At 71.8% G+C, this 20,898-nt stretch carries 16 protein-coding genes; 8 read left to right on the forward strand and 8 right to left on the reverse strand.

Annotated features, from left to right (window positions below; translation table 11 throughout):
* Positions 1-107: 107 nt before the first annotated feature.
* Positions 108-860 (reverse strand): copper chaperone PCu(A)C, encoded by a 753-nt coding sequence (locus O2L01_RS01060; protein WP_270119639.1) that lies wholly within the window; start codon positions 858-860, stop codon positions 108-110.
* Positions 861-999: 139 nt separating this feature from the next.
* On the reverse strand, positions 1,000-2,586 hold the full coding sequence (locus O2L01_RS01065) for a cation:proton antiporter (RefSeq protein WP_270119640.1): 1,587 nt from the start codon (positions 2,584-2,586) through the stop codon (positions 1,000-1,002).
* A gap of 111 nt (positions 2,587-2,697) precedes the next feature.
* Between O2L01_RS01065 and O2L01_RS01070 the strand changes: the two genes are divergently transcribed.
* Entirely contained in the window at positions 2,698-4,752 is a 2,055-nt protein-coding gene (locus O2L01_RS01070; RefSeq protein WP_270119641.1) for an MDR family MFS transporter, read from the forward strand.
* 195 nt (positions 4,753-4,947) lie between these two features.
* Here the strand turns inward: O2L01_RS01070 and O2L01_RS01075 are convergent, their stop codons facing one another.
* Entirely contained in the window at positions 4,948-6,471 is a 1,524-nt protein-coding gene (locus tag O2L01_RS01075) for an aldehyde dehydrogenase (NADP(+)) (RefSeq protein ID WP_270119643.1), read from the reverse strand.
* Between the two features lie 286 nt (positions 6,472-6,757).
* On the opposite strand from O2L01_RS01075, the gene O2L01_RS01080 reads away from it, so the two are divergent.
* From O2L01_RS01080 to O2L01_RS01090, 3 genes are read left to right on the forward strand one after another with little or no spacing between them, the layout of a single operon-like run.
* A complete protein-coding gene (locus O2L01_RS01080) occupies positions 6,758-7,654 on the forward strand; it encodes a dihydrodipicolinate synthase family protein (RefSeq protein ID WP_270119645.1) in 897 nt (298 codons plus the stop codon).
* Positions 7,655-7,662: 8 nt separating this feature from the next.
* Positions 7,663-8,679 carry a proline racemase family protein gene (locus O2L01_RS01085; protein WP_270119646.1) on the forward strand — a complete coding sequence of 339 codons (1,017 nt, stop codon included), beginning with the start codon at positions 7,663-7,665 and terminating at the stop codon, positions 8,677-8,679.
* Positions 8,680-8,733: 54 nt separating this feature from the next.
* Complete coding sequence (locus O2L01_RS01090) at positions 8,734-9,426, forward strand: GntR family transcriptional regulator (RefSeq protein ID WP_270119647.1); 693 nt, start codon at positions 8,734-8,736, stop codon at positions 9,424-9,426.
* 164 nt (positions 9,427-9,590) lie between these two features.
* Here O2L01_RS01090 and O2L01_RS01095 read toward each other — a convergent pair whose 3' ends face one another.
* Both O2L01_RS01095 and O2L01_RS01100 read right to left on the reverse strand, forming a co-directional pair.
* Complete coding sequence (locus O2L01_RS01095; RefSeq protein WP_270119648.1) at positions 9,591-9,830, reverse strand: hypothetical protein; 240 nt, start codon at positions 9,828-9,830, stop codon at positions 9,591-9,593.
* A gap of 134 nt (positions 9,831-9,964) precedes the next feature.
* Positions 9,965-11,896 carry a glycoside hydrolase family 15 protein gene (locus O2L01_RS01100; protein WP_270119650.1) on the reverse strand — a complete coding sequence of 644 codons (1,932 nt, stop codon included), beginning with the start codon at positions 11,894-11,896 and terminating at the stop codon, positions 9,965-9,967.
* Positions 11,897-12,139: 243 nt separating this feature from the next.
* On the opposite strand from O2L01_RS01100, the gene O2L01_RS01105 reads away from it, so the two are divergent.
* From O2L01_RS01105 to O2L01_RS01115, 3 genes are all read left to right on the forward strand, one after another.
* Positions 12,140-13,621, forward strand: a complete 1,482-nt coding sequence (locus O2L01_RS01105) for an ABC transporter substrate-binding protein (protein WP_270119652.1) — start codon at positions 12,140-12,142, stop codon at positions 13,619-13,621.
* A gap of 2 nt (positions 13,622-13,623) precedes the next feature.
* Complete coding sequence (locus O2L01_RS01110) at positions 13,624-15,357, forward strand: ABC transporter permease subunit (RefSeq protein ID WP_270119654.1); 1,734 nt, start codon at positions 13,624-13,626, stop codon at positions 15,355-15,357.
* A gap of 148 nt (positions 15,358-15,505) precedes the next feature.
* Positions 15,506-17,227, forward strand: coding sequence for an ATP-binding cassette domain-containing protein (locus O2L01_RS01115; RefSeq protein ID WP_270119655.1), 1,722 nt, complete (start codon positions 15,506-15,508; stop codon positions 17,225-17,227).
* 327 nt (positions 17,228-17,554) lie between these two features.
* Here O2L01_RS01115 and O2L01_RS01120 read toward each other — a convergent pair whose 3' ends face one another.
* From O2L01_RS01120 to O2L01_RS01130, 3 genes are read right to left on the reverse strand one after another with little or no spacing between them, the layout of a single operon-like run.
* Positions 17,555-18,649: an NADH:flavin oxidoreductase/NADH oxidase gene (locus O2L01_RS01120; RefSeq protein ID WP_270119658.1), complete on the reverse strand. Its 1,095-nt coding sequence runs from the start codon at positions 18,647-18,649 to the stop codon at positions 17,555-17,557.
* A gap of 30 nt (positions 18,650-18,679) precedes the next feature.
* The gene (locus tag O2L01_RS01125) at positions 18,680-19,372 is read right to left on the reverse strand and encodes a type 1 glutamine amidotransferase domain-containing protein (RefSeq protein WP_270119659.1); all 693 of its coding nucleotides are present in this window, start codon (positions 19,370-19,372) and stop codon (positions 18,680-18,682) included.
* 33 nt (positions 19,373-19,405) lie between these two features.
* A complete protein-coding gene (locus O2L01_RS01130) occupies positions 19,406-20,281 on the reverse strand; it encodes an NAD(P)-dependent oxidoreductase (RefSeq protein ID WP_270119660.1) in 876 nt (291 codons plus the stop codon).
* A gap of 162 nt (positions 20,282-20,443) precedes the next feature.
* Between O2L01_RS01130 and O2L01_RS01135 the strand changes: the two genes are divergently transcribed.
* Positions 20,444-20,890: a MarR family winged helix-turn-helix transcriptional regulator gene (locus tag O2L01_RS01135; RefSeq protein WP_270119661.1), complete on the forward strand. Its 447-nt coding sequence runs from the start codon at positions 20,444-20,446 to the stop codon at positions 20,888-20,890.
* Positions 20,891-20,898 lie beyond the last annotated feature (8 nt).

Consider the following 20,898-nt stretch of genomic DNA (forward strand, 5'->3'; position numbering starts at 1 on the left):
ACGCGTGCCCCCCGCGGGGGGGTCGCGGGCCCCGCCTTTTTGAAGCCCTACGGGGGGCGGCGCTGAGCCCCCCCCGCCATTCGCTCTCGTTCGTCTCGGGTGGGCCGCTACTCGGCGCCTTCCTCGTGCCGCGGTTCGAAGTACGAGCGGGACGGGGCGACCTCGGGGGTGCCCATCGGCAGGTCCACGGTGACCGCCTCGCCGTTCGAGAACACGAACGTGACCTCCACTTTGGAGCCCATCTTCACGTCTTGGTTCAGGCCGTCCAGGAGCAGGAAGGAACCCGTGGTCGGCGCCAGGCGCACGTACGAGTCCGGGGCGATCTCGATCTCGAAGTCCCGCTCGCCCACCACTTCCGCGAACAGCGATTCGGACGGCGACTCCGAAGCGCCGGCCGTGGGCGAAGCCGAGTCCGAGGCACCGGCGGAGGGCGAGTCGCTCGCCGTCGGCGAAGGGGAGGCCCCCGCTGAAGGCGATTCGGTGGCATCGGCCGAAGGCGTCGCCGACTCGCCCGCTCCAGGCGTCTCCTCGGCCACGACGTCGGTCGCAAGGATCACCGCGTCGGCGACCGGGCTCGTCACCGCTTCGAGGACCACGGACTCGGTGCTCTGGTTGTCCATCCAGATCCGCAGCGGGGCCTGCCCGCCCTCCAGGTAGAAACCCCGCTCCCCGAAGTCGACCTGCATGTCGCGCATGGCGATCACGCCCGCGTCCACGTCGATCCCCGAAATGGCCGAGTTCGTCTCGCCCGTCTGGGCGCTCCTGCTCGCTCCGCAGCCGGCCAGGGCCAGACCCACTACCGCCAGGGCCGCGGCCCAGCGGACCCGGGCCGCCGCCGCGCTCGCTTCTCGTCTCTCCACAAGCGCCACCTTAAGCGCGGAAGGGCGCCGCGCCCGGCCGCGACATACCGGGCAACGGATCCGCCCTTCCCGAACCGACCGGGTGCCGCGTGACATATCACATGCCACATGGCACCGACCGGGTTGCGGCGGGTCGCGGTCAGGCCGAGTGGCGGCGGCTCACCGCACGGTGGTCGAGGGCGGCGAGGACGCGGTCGACGAGGACCGGGTCGTGCCCCGGCGAGGACCGCAGTTGCAGGACACGGGCGGTCGCGGCGGAGAGCATCTCGCTCTCGATGCGCTGGAAGGTGTCGAACCGCTCGGCGAGGCGTTCGGTCTCCGGGTCCTCGCGCTCCTCGACCATGGCGGTGATCTGCGCGGTCCGGTGGTCGAAGCGGCGCTCCATCGCGGCCGCGACCTCGTCGTCCACCTCGCCCTCGCGGCGCAGCTCGCGGAGCCGCGCCGTGGCGGCCTTCCCCGCCTCCCGCATGAGGGAACGCAGGGCGGCGGACTCCTTCTCCTCGTCGGCGCGCACGCCGAGGAACGCGATCAGACCCGGCAGGGTGAGGCCCTGCGCGACGAGCGTCGCGAGCACGACCGCAACGGACAAGAACTGGATCTGCTCGCGCCCCGGGAACGGCGAGCCGTCCGCGGTGGCCTGCGGGATCGCCAGCGCCGTCACGACCGTGACGACCCCGCGCATCCCTGCCCAGGCGGTGACGACCGCCAGACGCGGCTGGTCCCCCAGGCTCGTCCAGCCGATGCCCTTGCGGCCCAGGACGATCGCGATGGCGAGCCACAGGGCGCGGACGGCGATCACGGCGCCCGCCACGGCCAGGGCCTTCCACAGCAGGTCGGACACGCCCGATCCGATGGCGTCGATGATGTCGATCAACTCCATGCCGACCAGGCCGAAGGTGAGGGCGATGAGGCCGGTCTCCAGGACGTCCCACACCGAGCCCTGGACGAGGCGGCCCTCGAAGTCGTCGGGGTCGTTGGAGCGGGCGACCAGATAGAACGCGGCGCAGATGACGGCGAGGACGCCGGAGGCCTTGACGACGTCGGCGAGCAGGTAGGCGATGTAGGGGGCGGTGAGGCCCAGGGCGGTGCGGACACGGCTGTCGTCCACGAGGGAGCCGAGTTTGACGAGGAGCCAGCCGACGCCCAGGCCGATCGCGGCGGCGACGACCGCGGAGTACACGAACAGGCCCGCCGTCCACAGAGCCGAGACGGTGCCGGTGACGACGCCGATGACGGCGACGTTGTAGAGGGTGAGGGCGGTGACGTCGTTGAACAGGCCTTCGCCTTCGAGGATGGTGACGAGGCGGCGGGGCAGTCCGAGGCGGTCGGCGACGGCGGTGACGGCCGCGGCGTCGGGAGGAGCGCAGATCGCGCCGAGGACGACGGCCGCGCCGACGGGCAGGACCGGGCTGATCGTGGCGGCCAGGGCCGCGACCGCAGCGGTGGTGACGAAGACGAGGAGGACCGCGAGGAAGAGGATCGGCCGCCAGTTCGCGGCGAAGTGCCGCCATGAGGACTTGCGGGCGGCGGCCCACAGGATCGGGGGCAGCAGCACCGGCAGCAGATGCTCGGGGTCGAGGTCGAGGGCGGGCACGCCGGGGATGAGGCCGAGGGCGAGTCCGTAGAGGCAGATGAGAACCGGGGCGGGGACGCGCATCCATTCGGCGGCGGCGGTCAGGAGGAGCCCGCCGACGGCGAGCGCGAACAGGATCGCGACCAGTTCCATGCAGCCTCCGACGCGGGCGGACTCGATTGTTCGGGCACACCCTACGCCCGCCGGATCAGGATCGCCCGCACTCGGCCGTGGCGTCGCCGTTTTGCCGCTATTGTGCCGCTTATGGCCACTGTCGACACTGCCGAGCGCATGGAGGCCGCCGAGCCGGCGCCGCCCGTGCTGAGCAAGTCCCGCCGCAACCTCGTGTTCGTCACGATCATGCTCGGCATGCTCATGGCCGCGCTCGACCAGACGATCGTCTCCACTGCACTGCCGACGATCGTGGCCGACCTCGGGAGCGCCGGGCACATCGCCTGGGTCGTGACGTCCTATCTGCTGGCGGAGGCGATCGCCTCCGCGATCGTGGGCAAGTTCGGCGACATGTTCGGGCGCAAGGCGATCTTCCAGATCAGCGCGGTCGTGTTCGTCGGCGGTTCGGCGCTGGCCGGGTTCAGCGAGGACATGGTCTTCCTGATCGTGTCGCGGGCGATCCAGGGACTCGGCGCGGGCGGCCTGATGGTGACGGCGATGGCGCTCATCGCCGACGTGATCCCGTTGCGCGAGCGGGGCAAGTACCAGGGCGCGATGGGCGCGGTGTTCGGCGTGACCACGGTGCTCGGCCCGACGTTGGGCGGCCTGTTCACCGACCACCTGTCGTGGCGGTGGTGCTTCTATGTGAACGTGCCGATCGCGGTGGTCATGATCGCGATGGCGGCGGCCACGATCCCGCGCGTGCGCTCGGTCGTGAAGCCGGTGATCGACTACCTGGGCCTGATCTTCGTCGCGATCGGCACGACCCTGCTGATCCTCGCGTTGGAATGGGGCGGTGACGAGTACGCGTGGGACTCGGCGACGATCCTCGGCATGTTCGGGGGCGCGGCGGTCGCGATCGTCCTGTTCGTCGTCATCGAGCGCCGCGCGGCCGAACCGATCATTCCCATGTGGCTCTTCGCGAACCCGGTGTTCACCGTCTCGTCGATCCTGAGCTTCATCGTGGGGTTCGCGATGCTCGGGGCGATGACGTATCTGCCGACGTACCTGCAGTACGTGGACGGGACGTCGGCGACGGTGTCGGGGTACCGGACGCTGCCGATGGTCGCGGGCATGATGTTCACGTCGATCCTGTCGGGCAACGTGGTGAGCAAGACGGGCCGGTACAAGATGTTCCCGATCATGGGCACCGCCGTGATGGGCCTCGGGCTCTACCTCATGTCGACGATGGGCACGGACTCGGACGTCTGGGAGGAGTCGCTGTACATGCTCGTGTTCGGCATCGGGCTCGGGCTGACGATGCAGGTGCTGACGATCGCCGTGCAGAACACCGTGCCGTACGCGCAGATGGGCGCGGCGACCTCGGGCGTGACGTTCTTCCGCACCGTCGGCTCCACCTTCGGCACCGCGATCTTCGGGACGCTCTTCACGAACCACAGCACGCCGCTGCTGGCCGCCGCGTACGCCGAGTCGGGAGTGGACCCCGCGGTCGCGGCGAGCCCGGCGGCGCTGCATGCCCTGCCGGACGCGGTGATCGAGCCGATCGTGCAGGCCTACGCCGATTCGATCAACTTCGTGTTCCTCTGGACCGTGCCGGTGGCGGCGGTCGGGTTCATCGTGGCGTGGTTCCTCGTCGAGCGGCCCCTGCACGACGCGGCGCGCGGCCGCGCCGCCGACATGGGCGAGGGCTTCGGTGCCCCGGACCCGGCGCCGTCGGAGGAGCGGCTGGCGCGGATGATCGCCGATGTCATGCAGCGCGAACGCAAGACGGTGTTCACGGACGTGTACCGCGCGACCGACAGCCTCCTCGACCGGGCCGACGCTTGGGCGCTGCGCCAGGTGTACGTACTCGAGCGCGCCGGTGAGGAGGCGAGTGTCCGCAAGATCGCCGCAGCCCACCGGGTGCCGCCGGAAGTGCTGACGCCGGTGTTCACGCAGGCGGTGCGCGCCGGACTCATCGCCGTCGAGAAGGGACGCCTGCGGGTGACGCCGATCGGCCGCGCCGAGTTCGAGCGGTTCATCGCGGTGTGGCGGCACTGGCTCGACACGCACCTCGACGACTGGAACCTCGCCGACCCCGAGGACCGCAAGGTCTTCGACAAGGCGGTCACCCGCATCGCCCGCGCGATCACCGCCGAAGAAGCCCAGACCTGGCCCCAGCCCGAAGAGGCCGCCACCAAGACTTGACCGACGCCCACACGACCTCGAAGCGGTCAGCCGCTCCAGCGGACTGCAAGCCCTCAATGGCGACATCGAGCTCCCCGCCGATCCCGTTCTCGCCGTTGAGGCTTCGAGGTGGGCCCGCGGGCTCCGCCGATCGCGGCCCGGCCGGCCGGGCCTTCGCGGCGAGGTCGAGCGATGAGCCGTTCCGGTTCTCGCCGTTCAGACTTTCGCGGCAGGCTCCATGGTTCCGTCGACGCGGCGCTGGAGGCTGAGCGGGTTGTCGTCGTGGAGCGCCTCGGGCAGCAGCGGTTCCGGAGTGGACTGGTAGGCCACCGGGCGCATGAAGCGCGCGATCGCGCCCGTGCCGACCGAGGTGTGCCGGCCGTTCGTGGTCGCGGGCCACGGGCCGCCGTGGTGCTGCGCGTCGGTCACGGCCACGCCGGTCGGCCAGCCGTTCACGATGACGCGACCCGACCGCTCCGCCAGCAGCGGGAGCGCGGCCCGGGCGACCGGGTCCGCCGACGTCGCGAGCTGGACCGTCGCGGTGAGACCGCCCGGGAGCTGCGGCAGCACCCGTTCGAGCTCGGCGATGTCGGTGTAAGTGAGCACCAGCGCGGTCGGGCCGAAGCACTCGTGAAGGAGAGCGTCGTCGCCGTCGATCGCAGCAACGGGGGCCGCGATGAGGCCCGGTGTCACCGCGAAGCCCTCGTCGACTGACGAGGGTTCGACCGCGAAGCACGCCTGCGGGTGCGACGCCAGCCGGGCCGCCTCCGCCGTATAAGCCTCGCGGATGCGGGCGTTCAGCATCGGGTGGACCGCCTTGGTGCGCACGGCAGCCGCCAGCGCGTCGTCGAGTCCGTGGTCTTCGGGAAGGAAAAGCAATCCGGGTTTGGTGCAGAACTGGCCGGCGCCGAGAGTCATCGACGCCGCGAACTCCTCGACCAGGCCGGGGCCGCGCTGCGCGACGGCTTCGGGGGTGACGACCACGGGATTGAGGCTGCCGAGCTCGCCATAGAACGGGATGGGTTCGGGCCGAGCTGCGGCCTCTTCGGCGAGCGCGCGGCCGCCCGCGATCGAACCGGTGAAGGCTGCGGCCTTGATGTTCGGGTCGCGGATCAGGTCGAGTCCGGCTTGGAAGCCGCTGACGACGGCGAACACTCGCGGGTCGGCGCCGTGCTTCTCGAGGGCTTCGGTGATGATCTCGGCGAGCAGGACCGCCGTGGCGGGTTGCGAGGCATGGGCTTTCGCGACGACCGGGCAGCCTGCGGCCAGCGCGGCGGCGGTGTCGGTGCCGGCGACGCCGAAGGCGAGCGGGAAGTTCGAGGCCGCGTAGACGGCGATGGGGCCGAGCGGGATGTTGCAGCGGCGCAGGTCGGGCCGGGGCGGTGTGGCGCGCGGGGCGGCGTGGTCGATCACGACGTCGAGGGCCGCGCCGGTCTCGGCGTAGGCGGCGTACTGATCGAACTGGCCGGTGGTGCGGGCGAGTTCGCCGCGGAGGCGGGTCTCGCCGAGGCCGGATTCGGCGTCGGCGAGGGCGACGAGGGCGTCCTCGTGGTCGGTCAGGGCGGTGGCGATGGCGCGCATGAGGTTGCCGCGTTCGGTCGGGCGCATGGCGGCGAGGCCTGGTGCGGCGGCGCGGGCGGCGGCCGCGATGCGGGCGACCTCGTCGGGCGCGGTCTCGGCGATCGGTTCGCCGAACGCCGCTCCGGTGGTCGGGTTGACGCTGCGCAGTGTGTCGGCCATGGGTGTGTCCTGTCCGTTCGGTCGTGGTGCGGTGGCGGTGTGGGCGCTGTTCTACATGTTCTTCGATGAGCCTGCGACCGGCGTTCGGGGCCTCGAAGAGCGGAGTTCGCGTGCTGGTCCGCGGTTTGTCACTCCCCGTTGCTCGCGGGCCCCCCGATCCGACTATAGTATGTGACATATTACTGATGCAGATCGGTGAGCGGCCGCTGCCGCCGCCCATCGTCGCCGGGTCGTTCCGGGCGGCTGCGGCAGTACCATGTCACACGTCATCGAGATTGGAAGCCCCATGTCGGCACTCGAATCGCGCCCCTGGCGCGGCGTCCTCGTCGCCACCGCCCTGCCGTTCAACGACGACGGGTCGGTCGACTTCGCGGCCTTCGACGAGCACTGCGCCTGGCTGGTGGCGAACGGCTGCGACGGCGTCACCCCCAACGGCTCCCTCGGGGAGTACCAGACCCTCACCGAGGCCGAGCGCGCCCAGGTCGTCGCCACCGCCGTCGAGGCGATCGGCGGCGAGCGGGTCATGCCCGGGGTCGCCGCGTACGGCGCCGCCGAGGCCCGCCGCTGGGCCGAGCAGGCGCGCGACGCCGGGTGCGGCGCGGTCATGCTGCTGCCGCCCAACGCCTACCGGGCCGACGAGCGCTCCGTGATCGCCCACTACGAGGAGGTCGCGAAGGCCGGCGTGCCGATCGTGGCCTACAACAACCCGATCGACACCAAGGTCGACCTCACCCCCGAGCTCCTGGCGAAGCTCCACGCCGAGGGCCTCATCCAGGCCGTCAAGGAGTTCTCCGGCGACGTGCGACGCGCCTACCGCATCGCCGAGCTCGCGCCCGGCCTCGACCTGCTCGTGGGCGCCGACGACGTGCTGCTCGAGCTGGCCGTCGCGGGCGCCGTCGGCTGGGTCTCGGGGTACCCCAACGCCCTCCCGAAGTCCACTGTGGCGCTCTACCGGGCGGCCGTCTCGGGCGACCTCGAGACCGCCCTGCCGCTGTACCGGCAGCTCCACCCGCTCCTGCGCTGGGACTCGAAGGTCGAGTTCGTGCAGGCCATCAAGCTCTCCATGGACATCGTCGGGCGCAAGGGCGGCCAGTGCCGCCTGCCGCGCGTGCCGCTCCTGCCCGAGCAGGCCGCCGAGGTCCGCACCGCCACCGAGCAGGCCCTCGCGGCCGGACTCGCCTAGGAGGCCACATGCGCAGCAGGCTCGTGCTCCAGACCGTCGAATCGCACACCGAGGGCATGCCCACACGGGTCGTCACCGGCGGCGTCGCCCCGATCCCCGGTGCGACGATGATGGAACGCCGCGACCATTTCGTCGAGCACCTCGACCACGTCCGCGAGTTCCTGATGAACGAGCCGCGCGGGCACGCCGCCATGAGCGGCGCGATCCTCCAGCCGCCGACGCGGCCGGACGCCGACTGGGGCGTCCTGTTCATCGAGGTCTCCGGGTGCCTGCCGATGTGCGGGCACGGCACGATCGGCGTGGCCACGGTCCTTGTCGAGACAGGCATGGTGCCGGTGACCGAGCCGGTCACGACGGTCCGGCTCGACACCCCGGCGGGCCTGATCACCGTCGACGTCCAGGTGGAGGACGGCGCGGCCAAGGCCGTCACGCTCGTGAACGTGCCGGCGTTCTCGGTCGGGCTCGACCGCACGGTCACGTTGAAGGACGGCCGAGAGATCCGCTACGACCTGGCGTTCGGCGGGAACTTCTACGCGTTCGTCGACCTCGACGACCTCGGCCTGCCGTTCGACGGGGCCTCCAAAGACCGCGCCGCCAAGAACGAGCTCATCGCCGCCGGGCTCGACATCATGGCGGCCGTGAACGCCGAGCAGGAGCCGGTGCACCCGCTGGAGCCGTCGATCCGAGGGCTCCACCACGTCTACCTGACCGCACCGGGCTCGGACGCGAAGCACTCCCGGCACGCCATGGCCATCCACCCCGGCTGGTTCGACCGATCCCCTTGCGGCACCGGCACTTCGGCGCGTATGGCGCAGCTCAACGCGCGGGGCCTGCTCGGGCTCGGGCAGGACTTCGTCAACGAGTCGTTCATCGGCTCGCGCTTCACCGGCCGCCTGATCGGCGAGACCGAGGTCGCCGGGATCCCCGCTGTCGTCCCGTCCGTCACCGGCCGGGCCTGGATAACCGGTACCGCCCAGTACACGCTCGACCCCGATGACCCCTTCCCCAGCGGATTCATCCTCTGAGCCTTCCCGCATACTGTGACGCGCCACGTGTGACATACCACTGAGGAGGTCCTGATGCCAGCTCGAGCCGGAGCCGCGCCAGCCGTCGCGATGACCCTGCCCGAGATGGGCGGGCGCCGCGCCAGCTACCGGGAGCGCATAGGCGAGGCCCTGCGGGCCGCCGTCATCGCCGGGGAGCTCGCCCCGGGCAAGGTCTACTCAGTGCCCGTCCTCGCCGAGCAGTTCGGGGTCTCGGCCACGCCCGTCCGCGAGGCGATGCTCGACCTCGTCAAGGAGGAGCTGGTCGAACCGGTGCCCAACAAGGGCTTCCGGGTCAAGGTCGTCTCCGAGGCGCAGCTCGACGAGTACACGAAGCTGCGCGAGCTCATCGAGATCCCCACGACCGTCGCGCTCGCGACCACCGCGGACCTCGCCGACATCGAGGCGCTGCGCCCGCTCGCGCAGGCGATCGTGGACGCCGCCGCCGAAGAGGACCTCATCGCGTACGTGGAGGCCGACATGCGCTTCCACCTGGAGATGCTCGCGCTCTCGGGCAACGCCACGCTCGTCGAGACCGTCCGCAACCTCCGCCAGCGCTCACGCCTGTACGGCCTGACGGCCCTCATGGAACTGGGCGAGCTGGAGGAGTCGGCCGGCGAGCACCTCGAGATCCTGCACGGGCTCCTGACCCGCGACCCCGAGTACGTGCGACAGGTGATGGAACTGCACCTCAGCCACGTCCGAGGTTCGTGGGCCCAGCCCTCCTGAACGTGGAAGCGGGGGGGGGGGGGGGGGCCCCGGCCCCGGGGGGGCCCCCCCCCCCCGCCGGGCCCCGCGGGGGGGCCCCCCCCCCCCCCCCCGCTTCGCTGTACGCAGCGTCAGTGGTCGTCCCAATGCCCGGCGTGAGGGGCGCGGCGGTGTCCGTCGTGCATTTAGTCGGTGTGGTCGCCGTGGGCGACGGCGACGTGCCCGCAACCCTTGGCGTGCTGGTGCGCGTGCCCGTCGTGGACGTGGTGGCCCTGCGGTTCGCATTCGTCGACGTGGTCGCCGTGGATCCGGTGCAGGTGGCCGTCGCGGGCGTAGTCGGTGTGGTCGCCGTGCAGGACCGCGACGTGCCCGCAGTCCTTGCCGTGGTGGTGGTCGTGCCCGGCGTGTTCCTTGTGCGCGGCCATGTCGCCGCCCTCCTCAGTCTTTCCCCGTTGCGGGCCGGCGCGACGGCGCGGCCCCCAGCCACCGTCGCGGCGGCGGGCGCCCGTTAGGAGGCCCTTTCTCGATCCGGGGCCGGGTTCCCGACATGCGCGGGCGGTCAGCGTTCGGCGTCGCGGATGGCGACGGCGGCGTTGATGAGGCCGATGTGGCTGAAGGCCTGCGGGAAGTTGCCGAGCATCTCGCCCGTGGCGGTGTCGATCTCCTCGGACATGAGGCCGAGGTCGTTGGCGCAGGCGGCGGCGAGGGCGAAGGCCTCGCGGGCGCGTTCGGGGCGGCCGGTGAGGGCGAGGGCCTGGGCGAGCCAGAACGTGCACATCACGAAGGAGCCTTCGGCGCCGTCGAGGCCGTCGACGCCGGATTCGTAGCGGCGCACTAGGCCTCGGGGGTCGAGGAGCCGGTCGGCGATGGCGTCCACTGTCGAGACGAGGCGGGGGTCGTCGCCGGGGAGGAAGCCGACGGCGGGCATGCTGAGCACGGCGGCGTCCAGGTCGGCGCGGCCGTCGGCGGTGCTGTCGAGGGTGGCGCAGAAGGCGCCGGCGGCGGGGTTCCAGCCGCGCGTCTCGATGGCCTCGCGGATGCGGTCGCGTTCGGCGGCCCAGCGGGTTGCGGCGTCGCCTTCGATGTCGAGGAGGTCGGTGAACTTCACGGCGCGGTCGAGGGCGACCCAGCACATGAGCTTCGAGTAGGTGTAGTGGCGGGGCGCGCCGCGCGATTCCCAGATGCCCTGGTCGGGCTGCTCCCACTGGTCGGCGGCGGCGTCGGCGACGCGGGCGAGGAACTGGCGGCCGGTCTCGTCGAGCCGGCCGAGGTGGCCGCGCAGGTGCCAGGCGGCGTCGAGGAGTTCGCCGTAGACGTCGAGCTGGGGCTGTTGCCATGCGGCGTTGCCGACGCGGACGGGACGTGAAGCGCGCCAGCCGGACAGGTGGCCGAGTTCGCGTTCGGACAGGTCGTGCTCGCCGCCGATGCCGAACATGATCTGGAGGGCCGACTCGGGCCGGTAGTGCGCGGCGGCGTGGGTCATGAACTCGAAGAACTCGACGGCCTCGCCGTGGCAGCCGGCGCCGGCGAGCGCCTGCACGGTGAAGCTGGCGTCGCGCACCCACGCGTACCGGTAGTCCCAGTTGCGGCCGGCGCCCACGGACTCGGGCAGCGAGGTGGTGGGCGCGGCGACGATCGCGCCGGTGGGCTGGAAGCGGAGCGCTTCGAGGACGAGGATCGAGCGGCGCACGAGATGGGGCAGGGGGCCCTCCCAGGGCGGGTGGGCGCCGGACCAGGCCTGCCAGCCGTCGATGGTCTCGGTGAGGGCGGCGTCGATCGCCTCAGGCGTCCAGGTCGCGGGCGGCTGATCGGCGAGTCCGGTGGTCTGGGCGGCGAAGCGGAGGCGGTCGCCGGCGCGGAGGTGGAGGCGGGCGGTGGCACCGGCGTGTCCGAAGTCGAGCGTGACGGGGCTGCTGAGGACGGAGCGGTTGGGCCCGCCGGTGGCGAGGACGCCGCCGGGGACGGCGGTGAGGATGGGGGTGACGAGGCCGTACTCGGGTCTGGGCCGGAACGTGAAGTCGAGTTCCATCTCCCCTGCGGTGCATTCGAGGACGCGGAGGGTCGCGATGGGGGCGTGGGCGGCGAGGAGGAGGCGATCGTCGGCGTCGTCGTCGTCCGGGTCGCTCGCGGGCGGCAGGGCCTGCTCGGTGCCGGTTCCGGTGTCGCCGGTGCCGGTGGGGCCGAGGGCGAGCGCGTCGGTGAGGTGGGCGGTGCCGGTGTCGGTGGTGAAGACGGTGCGCAGGGCGAAGCTGTCGCCCACATAGGAGCGTTCGGTGCGGAAGGGCGCGGCCGGGCGGATCGACCAGTGGCCGGCTTCGGGGTCGAGGAGGCGGCCGAAGACGGCGGGGCTGTCGAAGCGGGGGCGGCAGAGCCAGTCGATGGAGCCGTCGATCGAGACCAGGGCGGCGCCGTGGCGGTCGGAGAGGAGGGCGTAGTCCTCGATCGGGCGACCTGAGGCCGCGTTCGCTTGGGCGTCGTCGTGTCGGTCCATGATGCGGCTCCTCGCCTTCTGGCGGCATTCTATGGCGCGCAGCGGGAGCCGCGGCCGCTTTCGGTGCCATATGCCATGCGACATGTGACATACCACTGGGCGCATCCGCGATGTGCGACAGGTGAGTCGGATTCCGGAGTTGTGATCCGGGGCAAGTCCCCGCGGCCTATAGAAATGAATACGGTTTTCATTTGTATATGGTTCCGGGACGCACCGTCCGAACCTCCCCGTTGGAGTCCTCCCTTGCCTGTCTCCCGCCGTTCGCTCCTCGCGGCCGCCTCCGCCGCGCCCGTCCTCGGCCTGGCCGCCTGCTTCTCCGAAGGGTCCGAGGGCGCCGGCGCGACCGGCCGCATCCGGGTCGCGCACATGCTGCCGCCCCGCTCCGGGCTCTCCCCGCTGTCCGACGACGCGTTCAAGCTCTCCCGCTGGGCCACCGCCGAGACCCTGGTCGTGCTCGACCCCGACGGCAACGCGCTCCCCTGGCTCGGCACCGAATGGGTCCAGGACGGCAACACCTGGACCTTCACGCTCCGCGAGGACGTGGTTTTCCACGACGGCACCGCGTTCACCGCCGAGGCGGTCGCCAACTCGCTCACCGTCGCAGCCCAGGCCGCCCCGAAACCGCGCATCCTCGACGGCATCGACCTCACCGTGGCGGCCGACGGGAACACCGTCGCCGTCACCACCGCCGAAGCCGATCCGCTGCTCCCCCACCGGTTGTCCTCGCCCCAGCTCGCGATCCTCGCCGCGAGGGCCTACCACGACGGCATCGTCGACCCGGTGGGCGCCGGCACCGGCGCGTTCGTCCTCACCGGAGTCGACGGCACCGTCTCCGCCTCCCTCGACCGGAACGAGGACTGGTGGGGCGGCGAGGTCCTCGCCGCCGGGATCGACGCGTCGTTCGTCCCCGACGGCACCGCCCGCGCCGGGAAGCTCCGCGCGGGCGAGGCGGACATCGTCGAGTCCATCCCGGTCTCCCAGGCGGGCCTGCTCGAACCGGGCCAGATCACCGAGGTGCCCATGCCGCGCACCTGCACGCTCTACCTCAACTGCTCGACCGGGCCCTTCACCGACCCGGGCGTGCGCGCCGCCGCCCGCGAGGCCATCGACGCGTCCTCCATCGTGGACGGCGTCTATGACGGCCGCGCCGACCTCGCCGAAGGCCTGCTCGGACCGGCGATCCCGTGGGCCGCCGAACGCGACGGACGCACCGCGCCCGCCACCGCCGCGGACGCCGCCGGGACCGCGATCACCTTGGGCACCTTCACCGACCGCGCCGAACTGCCCGAGGTCGCCCAGGTCCTCCAGCAGCAGTTGCAGGACGCCGGGTTCACCGTGGAGCTCGACATCCGCGAGTACGCGAACATCGAGGCGGACGCGCTCGACGGCGCGTTCGACGCGTTCCTACTCTCGCGCGCGACAGTCCTCGACTCGGGCGACCCGGTCGCGTACCTGTTCTCCGACTTCGCCTCCGAAGGCTCGTTCAACCTCTCCCAGTTCGCCGACGACGGTGTGGACGCGGCCCTCCACACGGCCTCGGCCGCCGTGCCGGGCGCGGAGCGGCGCTCCGCCGTCCTGGCCGCCGAGACGGCGATCCTCAACGCCGACGCGGCGATCCCGCTCCTGCACGAGCGGGTCATCCAGGGCGACGCGGCAGGCGTGACCGGGTCCATCAAGGACCCGCGCGAACGCGAGCTCGTCGGCCCCGAGACCCGCGTGGCCTAGCGATGCGCCATGCCATCGCCCGGCTCGGCGCGCTCGCGGCGCTGCTCGCCGTCATCGGCCTGCTGCCGTGGCTCTCCCGCAACGACCCGGCGCTCACCGTGCTCCGCGCCAAATCGGCCGAGCAGGAGGCGACCCCGGAGGCGCTCGACGCGATCCGCGCCGACCTCGGCCTCGACGCCGGGCCCCTGGCCCTCCTGGGCCGCTGGGCCGCCGACCTGCTCCGCGGAGACCTCGGCACCTCGTGGGTCTCCGGCTACCCGGTCGGGCCCGCCGTCGCGTCCGGCCTCGGAACCTCGTTGACGCTCATGGCATGCGCACTCGCGGTGGCGCTGCTCCTCGCCGCCGTGCTGTGTGCGCGGACCGTGTGGCGGGGCGCGCGCGGCACCCTCGGCGAAGGCCGGCCCGGCGGCGCGATCGGCGCGGTCCTGGTCGCGTGCCCCGAATTCCTCATCGCCACGGTCGGCCTCATCGTCGTCGGCGTCTGGCTCGGCTGGCTGCCGACCTCGGGCTGGGCCGGGCCCGCGAACCTCGTGCTGCCCGCGGTCGCCTTGGGCATCCCGGCCGGGGGGATGCTCGGACGGCTCGTCGGCGACGCCCTCCCCGGCGCGTTCGACGAGCGGTGGGTCGCCCTGTGGCGCTCGGCGGGTGTCACGGAAGGGCGGATCGCGCTCGGCGTGCTCCGCCGCGCCCTGCCCGCGGTCGTGCCGCAGTTCGGCATGGTCGTCGTCGCGTTGACCGGCGGGGCCGTGGCGGTCGAGACGATCTTCGCGGTCCCCGGGATCGGCCGGACCGCGTTGGGGGCGGCCAAATCCCAGGATCTGCCGCTCCTGCAGGGCTGCGTGCTCGCGCTCATGTGCCTCGGCCTCGCCGCCGGAGCACTCGGGCACCTGGCCCGGCGGGCGATGCTCGGCTCGGGCCTGCGCGATGCCGCACTCAGCCCGCCCCCGCCGCCGCGCAACCCGTCCGGCCCGCGCCAGTATGCGGTGCCGGTGGCCCTCGCGGCAGTCCTGGCGCTGGTCGTCGTGTGGGGCATGCTCCGCGACCCGCTCACCGTGGACGTCACCGCCAAGCTGCTGCAGCCGTCGTGGGGCCACCCGCTCGGCACGGACGCGCTCGGGCGGGACGTGCTCGCCCGGCTCGGCCACGGCGCCGCCAACACGGTCGGCTCGGCGTTCGCGGTGTGCGCCTTCGGGTTCGCGCTCTCGCTCGCGCTGGGGTTCGCGCCCAGGGCCTCAGCGGGCGTCGCCGACGTCGCGAACGCGGTCCCGGCCGTCCTCGCGGGCGTGCTCGTCGCGGCGGCGCTCGGCCCGGGCACGATCGGCGCGGCCATTGCCGTCGCAGCCGTGTCCTGGCCCAACCTGACCGCGCACGCGGCTGCGCTGACGCAGGAGGCGCGGGCCGCCTCGTACCTCACCGCACAGCGGGCCCTCGGCGCGAGCCCGCGCTGGATCACGATCCGGCACGTGCTGCCGGAAGTGGCCGGTCTCTTGGCGCGTCATGCGGTGCTGCGGCTGCCCGGCACCGCGCTGGCGATCGCCTCGCTGGGGTTCCTGGGACTCGGCACGCAGCCGCCGACGCCCGAATGGGGTCTCCTGCTGGACGAATCCCGCGCCTATGTGGAGGTCGCGCCCGCTGCAGCCCTGGCTCCGGCCGCCGCGATCGCCTTCCTTGCCGCCCTGACAGTCTCGAGCGCGAACCTCACGCGCCTGCCGCGTCGGAAGGCGGTGTTCGCATGACCGCTCGCGTTTCCACTCCGACGGGCATTCCCAACATTCCCGGCGTCAGCCTTCAAACCGGACACTCGGGGACCCCCCGATTTCAACGATGCCCGCCGGGTCCGACGATCCAGCGCCTCCACGTGTCACTCGAAAAGGTGAAAGCCCCGTGACCGCAGCCATACTCGAGGTCCGCGACCTGCATGTCGCGATCGGACGGACCGAAGCCGTACGCGACATCTCCTTCAGCATCGATCCCGGAGAGACGGTGGCGCTCGTCGGCGCATCGGGCGCCGGGAAGTCGTTGACCGCCAAGGCCGTCCTCGGTCTCCTGCCGCCGGCGGCGCACGCCTCGGGCAGCGCGGTGGTCGACGGGACCGAAATCCTGGGCGCGAGCCGATCGGAACTCGGCGCGCTGCGCGGACGCGCCCTCGCGTACGTGCCACAGGACGCCCTCACCGTGCTGAGCCCGGTCCACCGGGTCGGCGACCAGATAGCCGGAGCCATCGCCTCAGTGCGCGGCATCGGCAAAGAAGCCGCCCGGCGCGCCGCAGTGAACGCACTCGACACCGTCGGCATCCCCGACCCCGCCGCGCGCGCCCGCGACTTCCCGCACCAGTTCTCCGGCGGCATGCGCCAGCGAGCCGTCATCGCGCTCGCCACAGCCGCCTCCCCCAGGTTGATCGTCGCCGACGAGCCGACCACCGCCCTCGACGTGCGCACCCGGACGCAGATCCTCGACCTGCTCCGGGACCGTTGCACCGCAATGGGGGCCGGGATGCTGATCATCACCCACGATCTGGCGGTCGTCGACGAGTACGCGGATCGGGTCCTCGCCATGGCGGACGGTCGACTGCTCGATGACACGGCTCCGGAGCGTCCGGACGTCTCGCCGCGCACTCCGCTTGGAGATGCGCCGTCACTGCTTGAGGTTCGCGATCTGACGGTGGAATATCACATGTCACATGTGCCGCTTCACCATCGATTCGGCTTGGGACGCGGGCGCGGTGCAAGTGTCCCGCGGCGGGACGATGCACCCGCCGGGCAACACACCGAATCGGATCTCGTCGGCGAAGCGGGCAGGACCGATGTGGATCGCGAAGGCGCACTTGGCCGATCCGCCGACCGCGGCAACGGCAACGGCAACGGCAACGGCAACGGCAACGGCAACGCATTGTCGCGCTCCCGCAGGCGGTCGGCGAGCCGCGCCGTGGACGGCGTTTCGTTCGAAATCGCAGCCGGGGAGACCTTGGCGCTGGTCGGGCCTTCGGGTTCGGGCAAGTCCTCCACCGCCGCCGCAGTGCTGCGACTACTCCAGCCCGCGAGCGGCACTGTCCGCTTCGAAGGCACAGACCTCACCAGGATGACTGACCGAGAACTGCGCCCGCTGCGCCGGCGTTTCCAGCCGGTACTGCAAGACCCGTACGGTTCCCTCAGTCCGCGCCTCTCCGCTGGGGAGGCCGTGGCAGAGCCGCTGCGAGTGCAGCGCCGCTGGGACCCGGCGACGGGCCCGTCGAAGGTACGAGAGTTGTTCGCGCTCACCGGGCTCGACCCCGAGCTAACGGACCGACGCCCGCACGAGCTCTCGGGCGGTCAATGCCAGCGCGTAAACATCGCGCGAGCGCTGGCGAGCGAGCCGCGCCTGCTGGTGCTTGATGAGCCGACTTCGGCGCTCGACGCCCCACTGCGCCGGGAGATCTTCGAGCTGCTGATCGGTTTGCAGGACCGGCTGAGTCTGAGTTACCTGTTCATCTGCCACGACCTTGAAGCGGTTCGCGGCTTCGCGCACCGGGTTGCAGTGATGGAGCGCGGCAAGATCGTCCGATGCGGACCGACACAGGAGGTCTGCGACGAGCTCATGGGGCAGTCGTCGGCGCCCGCGGAGGTGTAAGAGCTCGGGTGCCCCCGGGGATGCCCACCGGCGCAAGACGGCGCACCGGTGCCCGATGCGGCCTAACGGTTTGGCCTCACCGATCGATGCCTCATAGGAAGTCTGCGAAGGGCTCACGCCAGCGCCCGTTATGACTCATCGGGCGCGGGCTCCGACGGATGCGCTTAGCACCTGCCGAACATGGGTGTCCTTTCAGGCCTGAGCGGTCGTGCATTCAGGACGAAAGGGATAAGTGTTTACGGGCGCGATCCCGGGAGGTGCGGCCGGGCGGTGCATCGGGAAGGTGCGTCGGCGGGAGGCGGCCCGGCGGGCCGCCTCCCGTGCGGGTCAGGCGGGTCTGCGTTCGGCGCGGCGGTATTGGAGCGGGAGCGGGTGCTCGGCGCCGAGCTCGAGCGCGGCCTGGCGGGGCCAGTACGGGTTGCGCAGGAGTTCGCGGCCGAGGAGGACGGCGTCGGCGCCGCCGTCGGCGATGATCTTCTCTGCCTGCTGCACTTCGGTGATGATGCCGACGGCGGCCGAGGGCATCCCGGCTTCGCGGCGGATCCGCTCGGCGAACGGCACCTGGTAGCCGGGCCCGGCGACGATGCGGGCGTTCGGGAGGTTGCCGCCGGTGGTGGCGTCGACGAGGTCGATGCCGTGGTCGCGCAGGAGCGCGGCGAGGCGGACGGTCTGGTCGGCGGTCCATCCTTCGGGTTCGATCCAGTCGGTCGCCGAGAGCCGGAACAGGACCGGCACTTCCTCGCCCACGGTGGCGCGCACGGCGTCGGCGATCTCGAGGGCGAGGCGGGTGCGGCCTTCGAAGTCGCCGCCGTATTCGTCCTCGCGCCGGTTCGAGGCCGGGGACAGGAATTCGTGGACGAGGTAGCCGTGCGCGGCGTGCACTTCGATGACCTCGTACCCGGCGTCGAGGGAGCGCTGGGCGGCTTCGGCGAAGGCGGTGACGACGCCGCGGATCTCCTCAGCGCTGAGCTCGTGCGGGACGGCGTGGTCGCCGTCGAAGGCGATCGCGCTGGGCCCCACGGGTTCCCAGCCGCCCTGGTCGGGGCCGAGGGGGCGGCCGCCGTGGAGTTCGCTGTCGGTGGAGGCCTTACGGCCGGCGTGGGCGATCTGGATGCCGGGGACGACCCCCTGGGTGCGCATGAACGCGGTGAGCCGCCGGTGGCCTTCGACTTGGGCGTCGTTCCAGATGCCGAGGTCGTAGGGGCTGATGCGGCCTTCGGGCACGATCGCGGTGGCCTCCACGAGGATCAAGCCCGGTCCTCCGGCTGCTCTGGAGCCGTAGTGCTGGAGGTGCCAGTCGTTGGGGACGCCGGTGTCGGGCCCCTCGTTGGCGGCGCTGTACTGGCACATGGGCGCCATCCAGATGCGGTTGGGAACAGTGGTCCCGCGCAGGGTGATCGGGGTGAACAGGTTGCTGGTCATGTTGGCTCCCTTTGGGTCATGGAATGGGGCTCAGCCGATGAGGGCAGTGAGGGCCTCGGCGGCGGCGTGGGACGACTGGGGGTTCTGGCCGGTGACGAGGTTGCGGTCGACCTGCACGTGCGGCGTGAACGGGTCGGCGGCGACGAAGGCGACGCCGGCGGCTTCGAGCCGGTCCTGGAGGAGCCACGGCGCCTTGTCCGCGAACTGGGCCAGGCGCTCTTCGGCGTTGGTGAACCCGGTGGCGCGGTAGCCGGCGAAGGCGTTCCCGGTCTCGTCCTCGGCGGCGAGGAGCGCGGCGAGGCCGTGGCACACCAGGCCGACCGGCTTGCCGTCGCGGAGGGCGGCGGCGAGGAGGCGGCCGGCGTCGGTGTTGACGGCCAGGTCCTGCATGGGGCCGTGGCCGCCGGGCGCGTAGACCGCGTCGAACTCGTCCAGGTTGATCTCGGCGAGGTCGGCGGGCTTGGCGAACTCGGCGGCGGAGGCGATGACGGTGCGCAGGTGCGCGGCGGTCTCGGCGCCCCCGTTGGCTTCGTCGGTGAGGCTGGCCGGGTCGACGGGCGGGACGACGCCGCCGGGAGTGGCCACGGTGATCGCGTGCCCGGCGTGCTTGAACGCCTCGAGCGGGACCACGGCCTCCTCGGCCCAGTAACCGGTGGTGTGCCCGGTGCCGTCGTTGAGCGTCCACTCGTCGGCCCCGGTCATGATGAACAGGATCTTCGCCACGGTCGTTCCTTCTCGTTGTCGTTGCAGTGCTGGCTATTCGTTGAAGCTCGCGAAGTAGGACGCGGCCATGTCCTCGTCGCCGTGCCCCTGCGCGGAGGCGCGGCGGAAGCGCTCGGCCCCGGCCTCGCCCAGGTCGAGGCGGACGCCACTGGCGCGGGCGGCCTCGACGATGAGCCGGGCGTCCTTCACTGCGGTGTCGAGACCGAAGCTGGTGTTCGCGGCGTCGCCGTTGAGGATCAGGCCGCCCTTGACGCGGGCGTACCCGGCGTCGAGCGGACCGCCGTCGATGACCTCGTAGAACCGCTGCGGGTCGACGCCGAGCCCTTCGGCCAGCGCGAGGACCTCGCCGATGCCGTGCGTGAGCACGAAGACCCAGCTGTTGGCGACGAGTTTGAGGCGCGAGGCGCCGCCGTCGGCGCCGTCGGAGCTGATCCACACGGTCTTCGCGCCGATGGCGTCGAACACGGCGTTCGCGGCCGCGTCGTCGCTGGGGCCGGAGGCGAGGACGGTGAGCTTGCCGGCTTCGGCGGGTTCGCGGGTGCCGAGGACGGGGGCGTCGAAGAACACGAGGTCACGTTCGGTGGCGAAGGCGGCGAGGTCGGTGATGCCCTCGATGCCGGCGGTGGTGGACTGGATCCAGCGGGTGCCGGGGCGCAGGTCGGGGGCGGCCTGGCGCATGACGTCGAGGGCGGCGGGGCCGTCGTGGAGGATGGTGATGACGGCGTCGGCGTTCGCGACGGCTTCGGCGGGGGTGTCGGCGATGCGGACGCCGTCGGCGGTGAGCGGTTCGGCCTTGTCGCGGCTGCGGTTCCAGGCGGTGACCTCGTGCCCGGCGCGGGCGAGGTTGCGGGCCATGGCGGCCCCCATGATGCCGGTGCCCAGGACGGTCACGTTCGGCTTGTCGCTCATCGGTTCTCCTGTTCGCCGCCCTCGCGGGCGTGGTCGGTCGCGAAACTGCCGGAACCCACATTACTTGCAGACGCCGACTAATGCAAGCGACGATTACTTGCCTGTAACTTATATCGCTGTACGCTAGTATTGAGCACGTTCGCGACGACACCGAGGAGCACCGTGACCGCAGCAGCGTCCCCCAGCACCGCGTTGGCCCAGCGCTGGTGCGCCCTGTCCGCTCTCCACGAAGGCATCGCGGACCACATCGAGCGCCGACTCGAAGCCGCCCATGGACTTTCGGTACGCGAGTTCTCCCTGCTCACCGTTCTCGACCGGCAGGCACCGGGAAGGCACCTGCAGATGCGGCAGGTGGCCGAGGCGATCGTGTTGAGCCAGAGCGCGACCACGCGCCTCGTGACCCGTATGGAGGATCGGGGTCTGCTGCAGCGCACCATCTGCGCCGACGACCGGCGCGGGATCTACACGGACGTCACCGAGTCCGGGCGCAAGCTCCTCGCGGAGGCCACCCCGACGCACGACCGGGCCCTGGCGGAGGCGCTTGTGGAAGCACGCAAGAACCCCGAGTTCACGCCGCTCGTAGAAGCGTTGGAGCGCATCGCGGAATAGGCGGTGCC

The organism is Glycomyces lechevalierae (assembly GCF_027622945.1).
GTDB classification, from domain to species: Bacteria; Actinomycetota; Actinomycetes; order Mycobacteriales; family Micromonosporaceae; genus Glycomyces; species Glycomyces rutgersensis.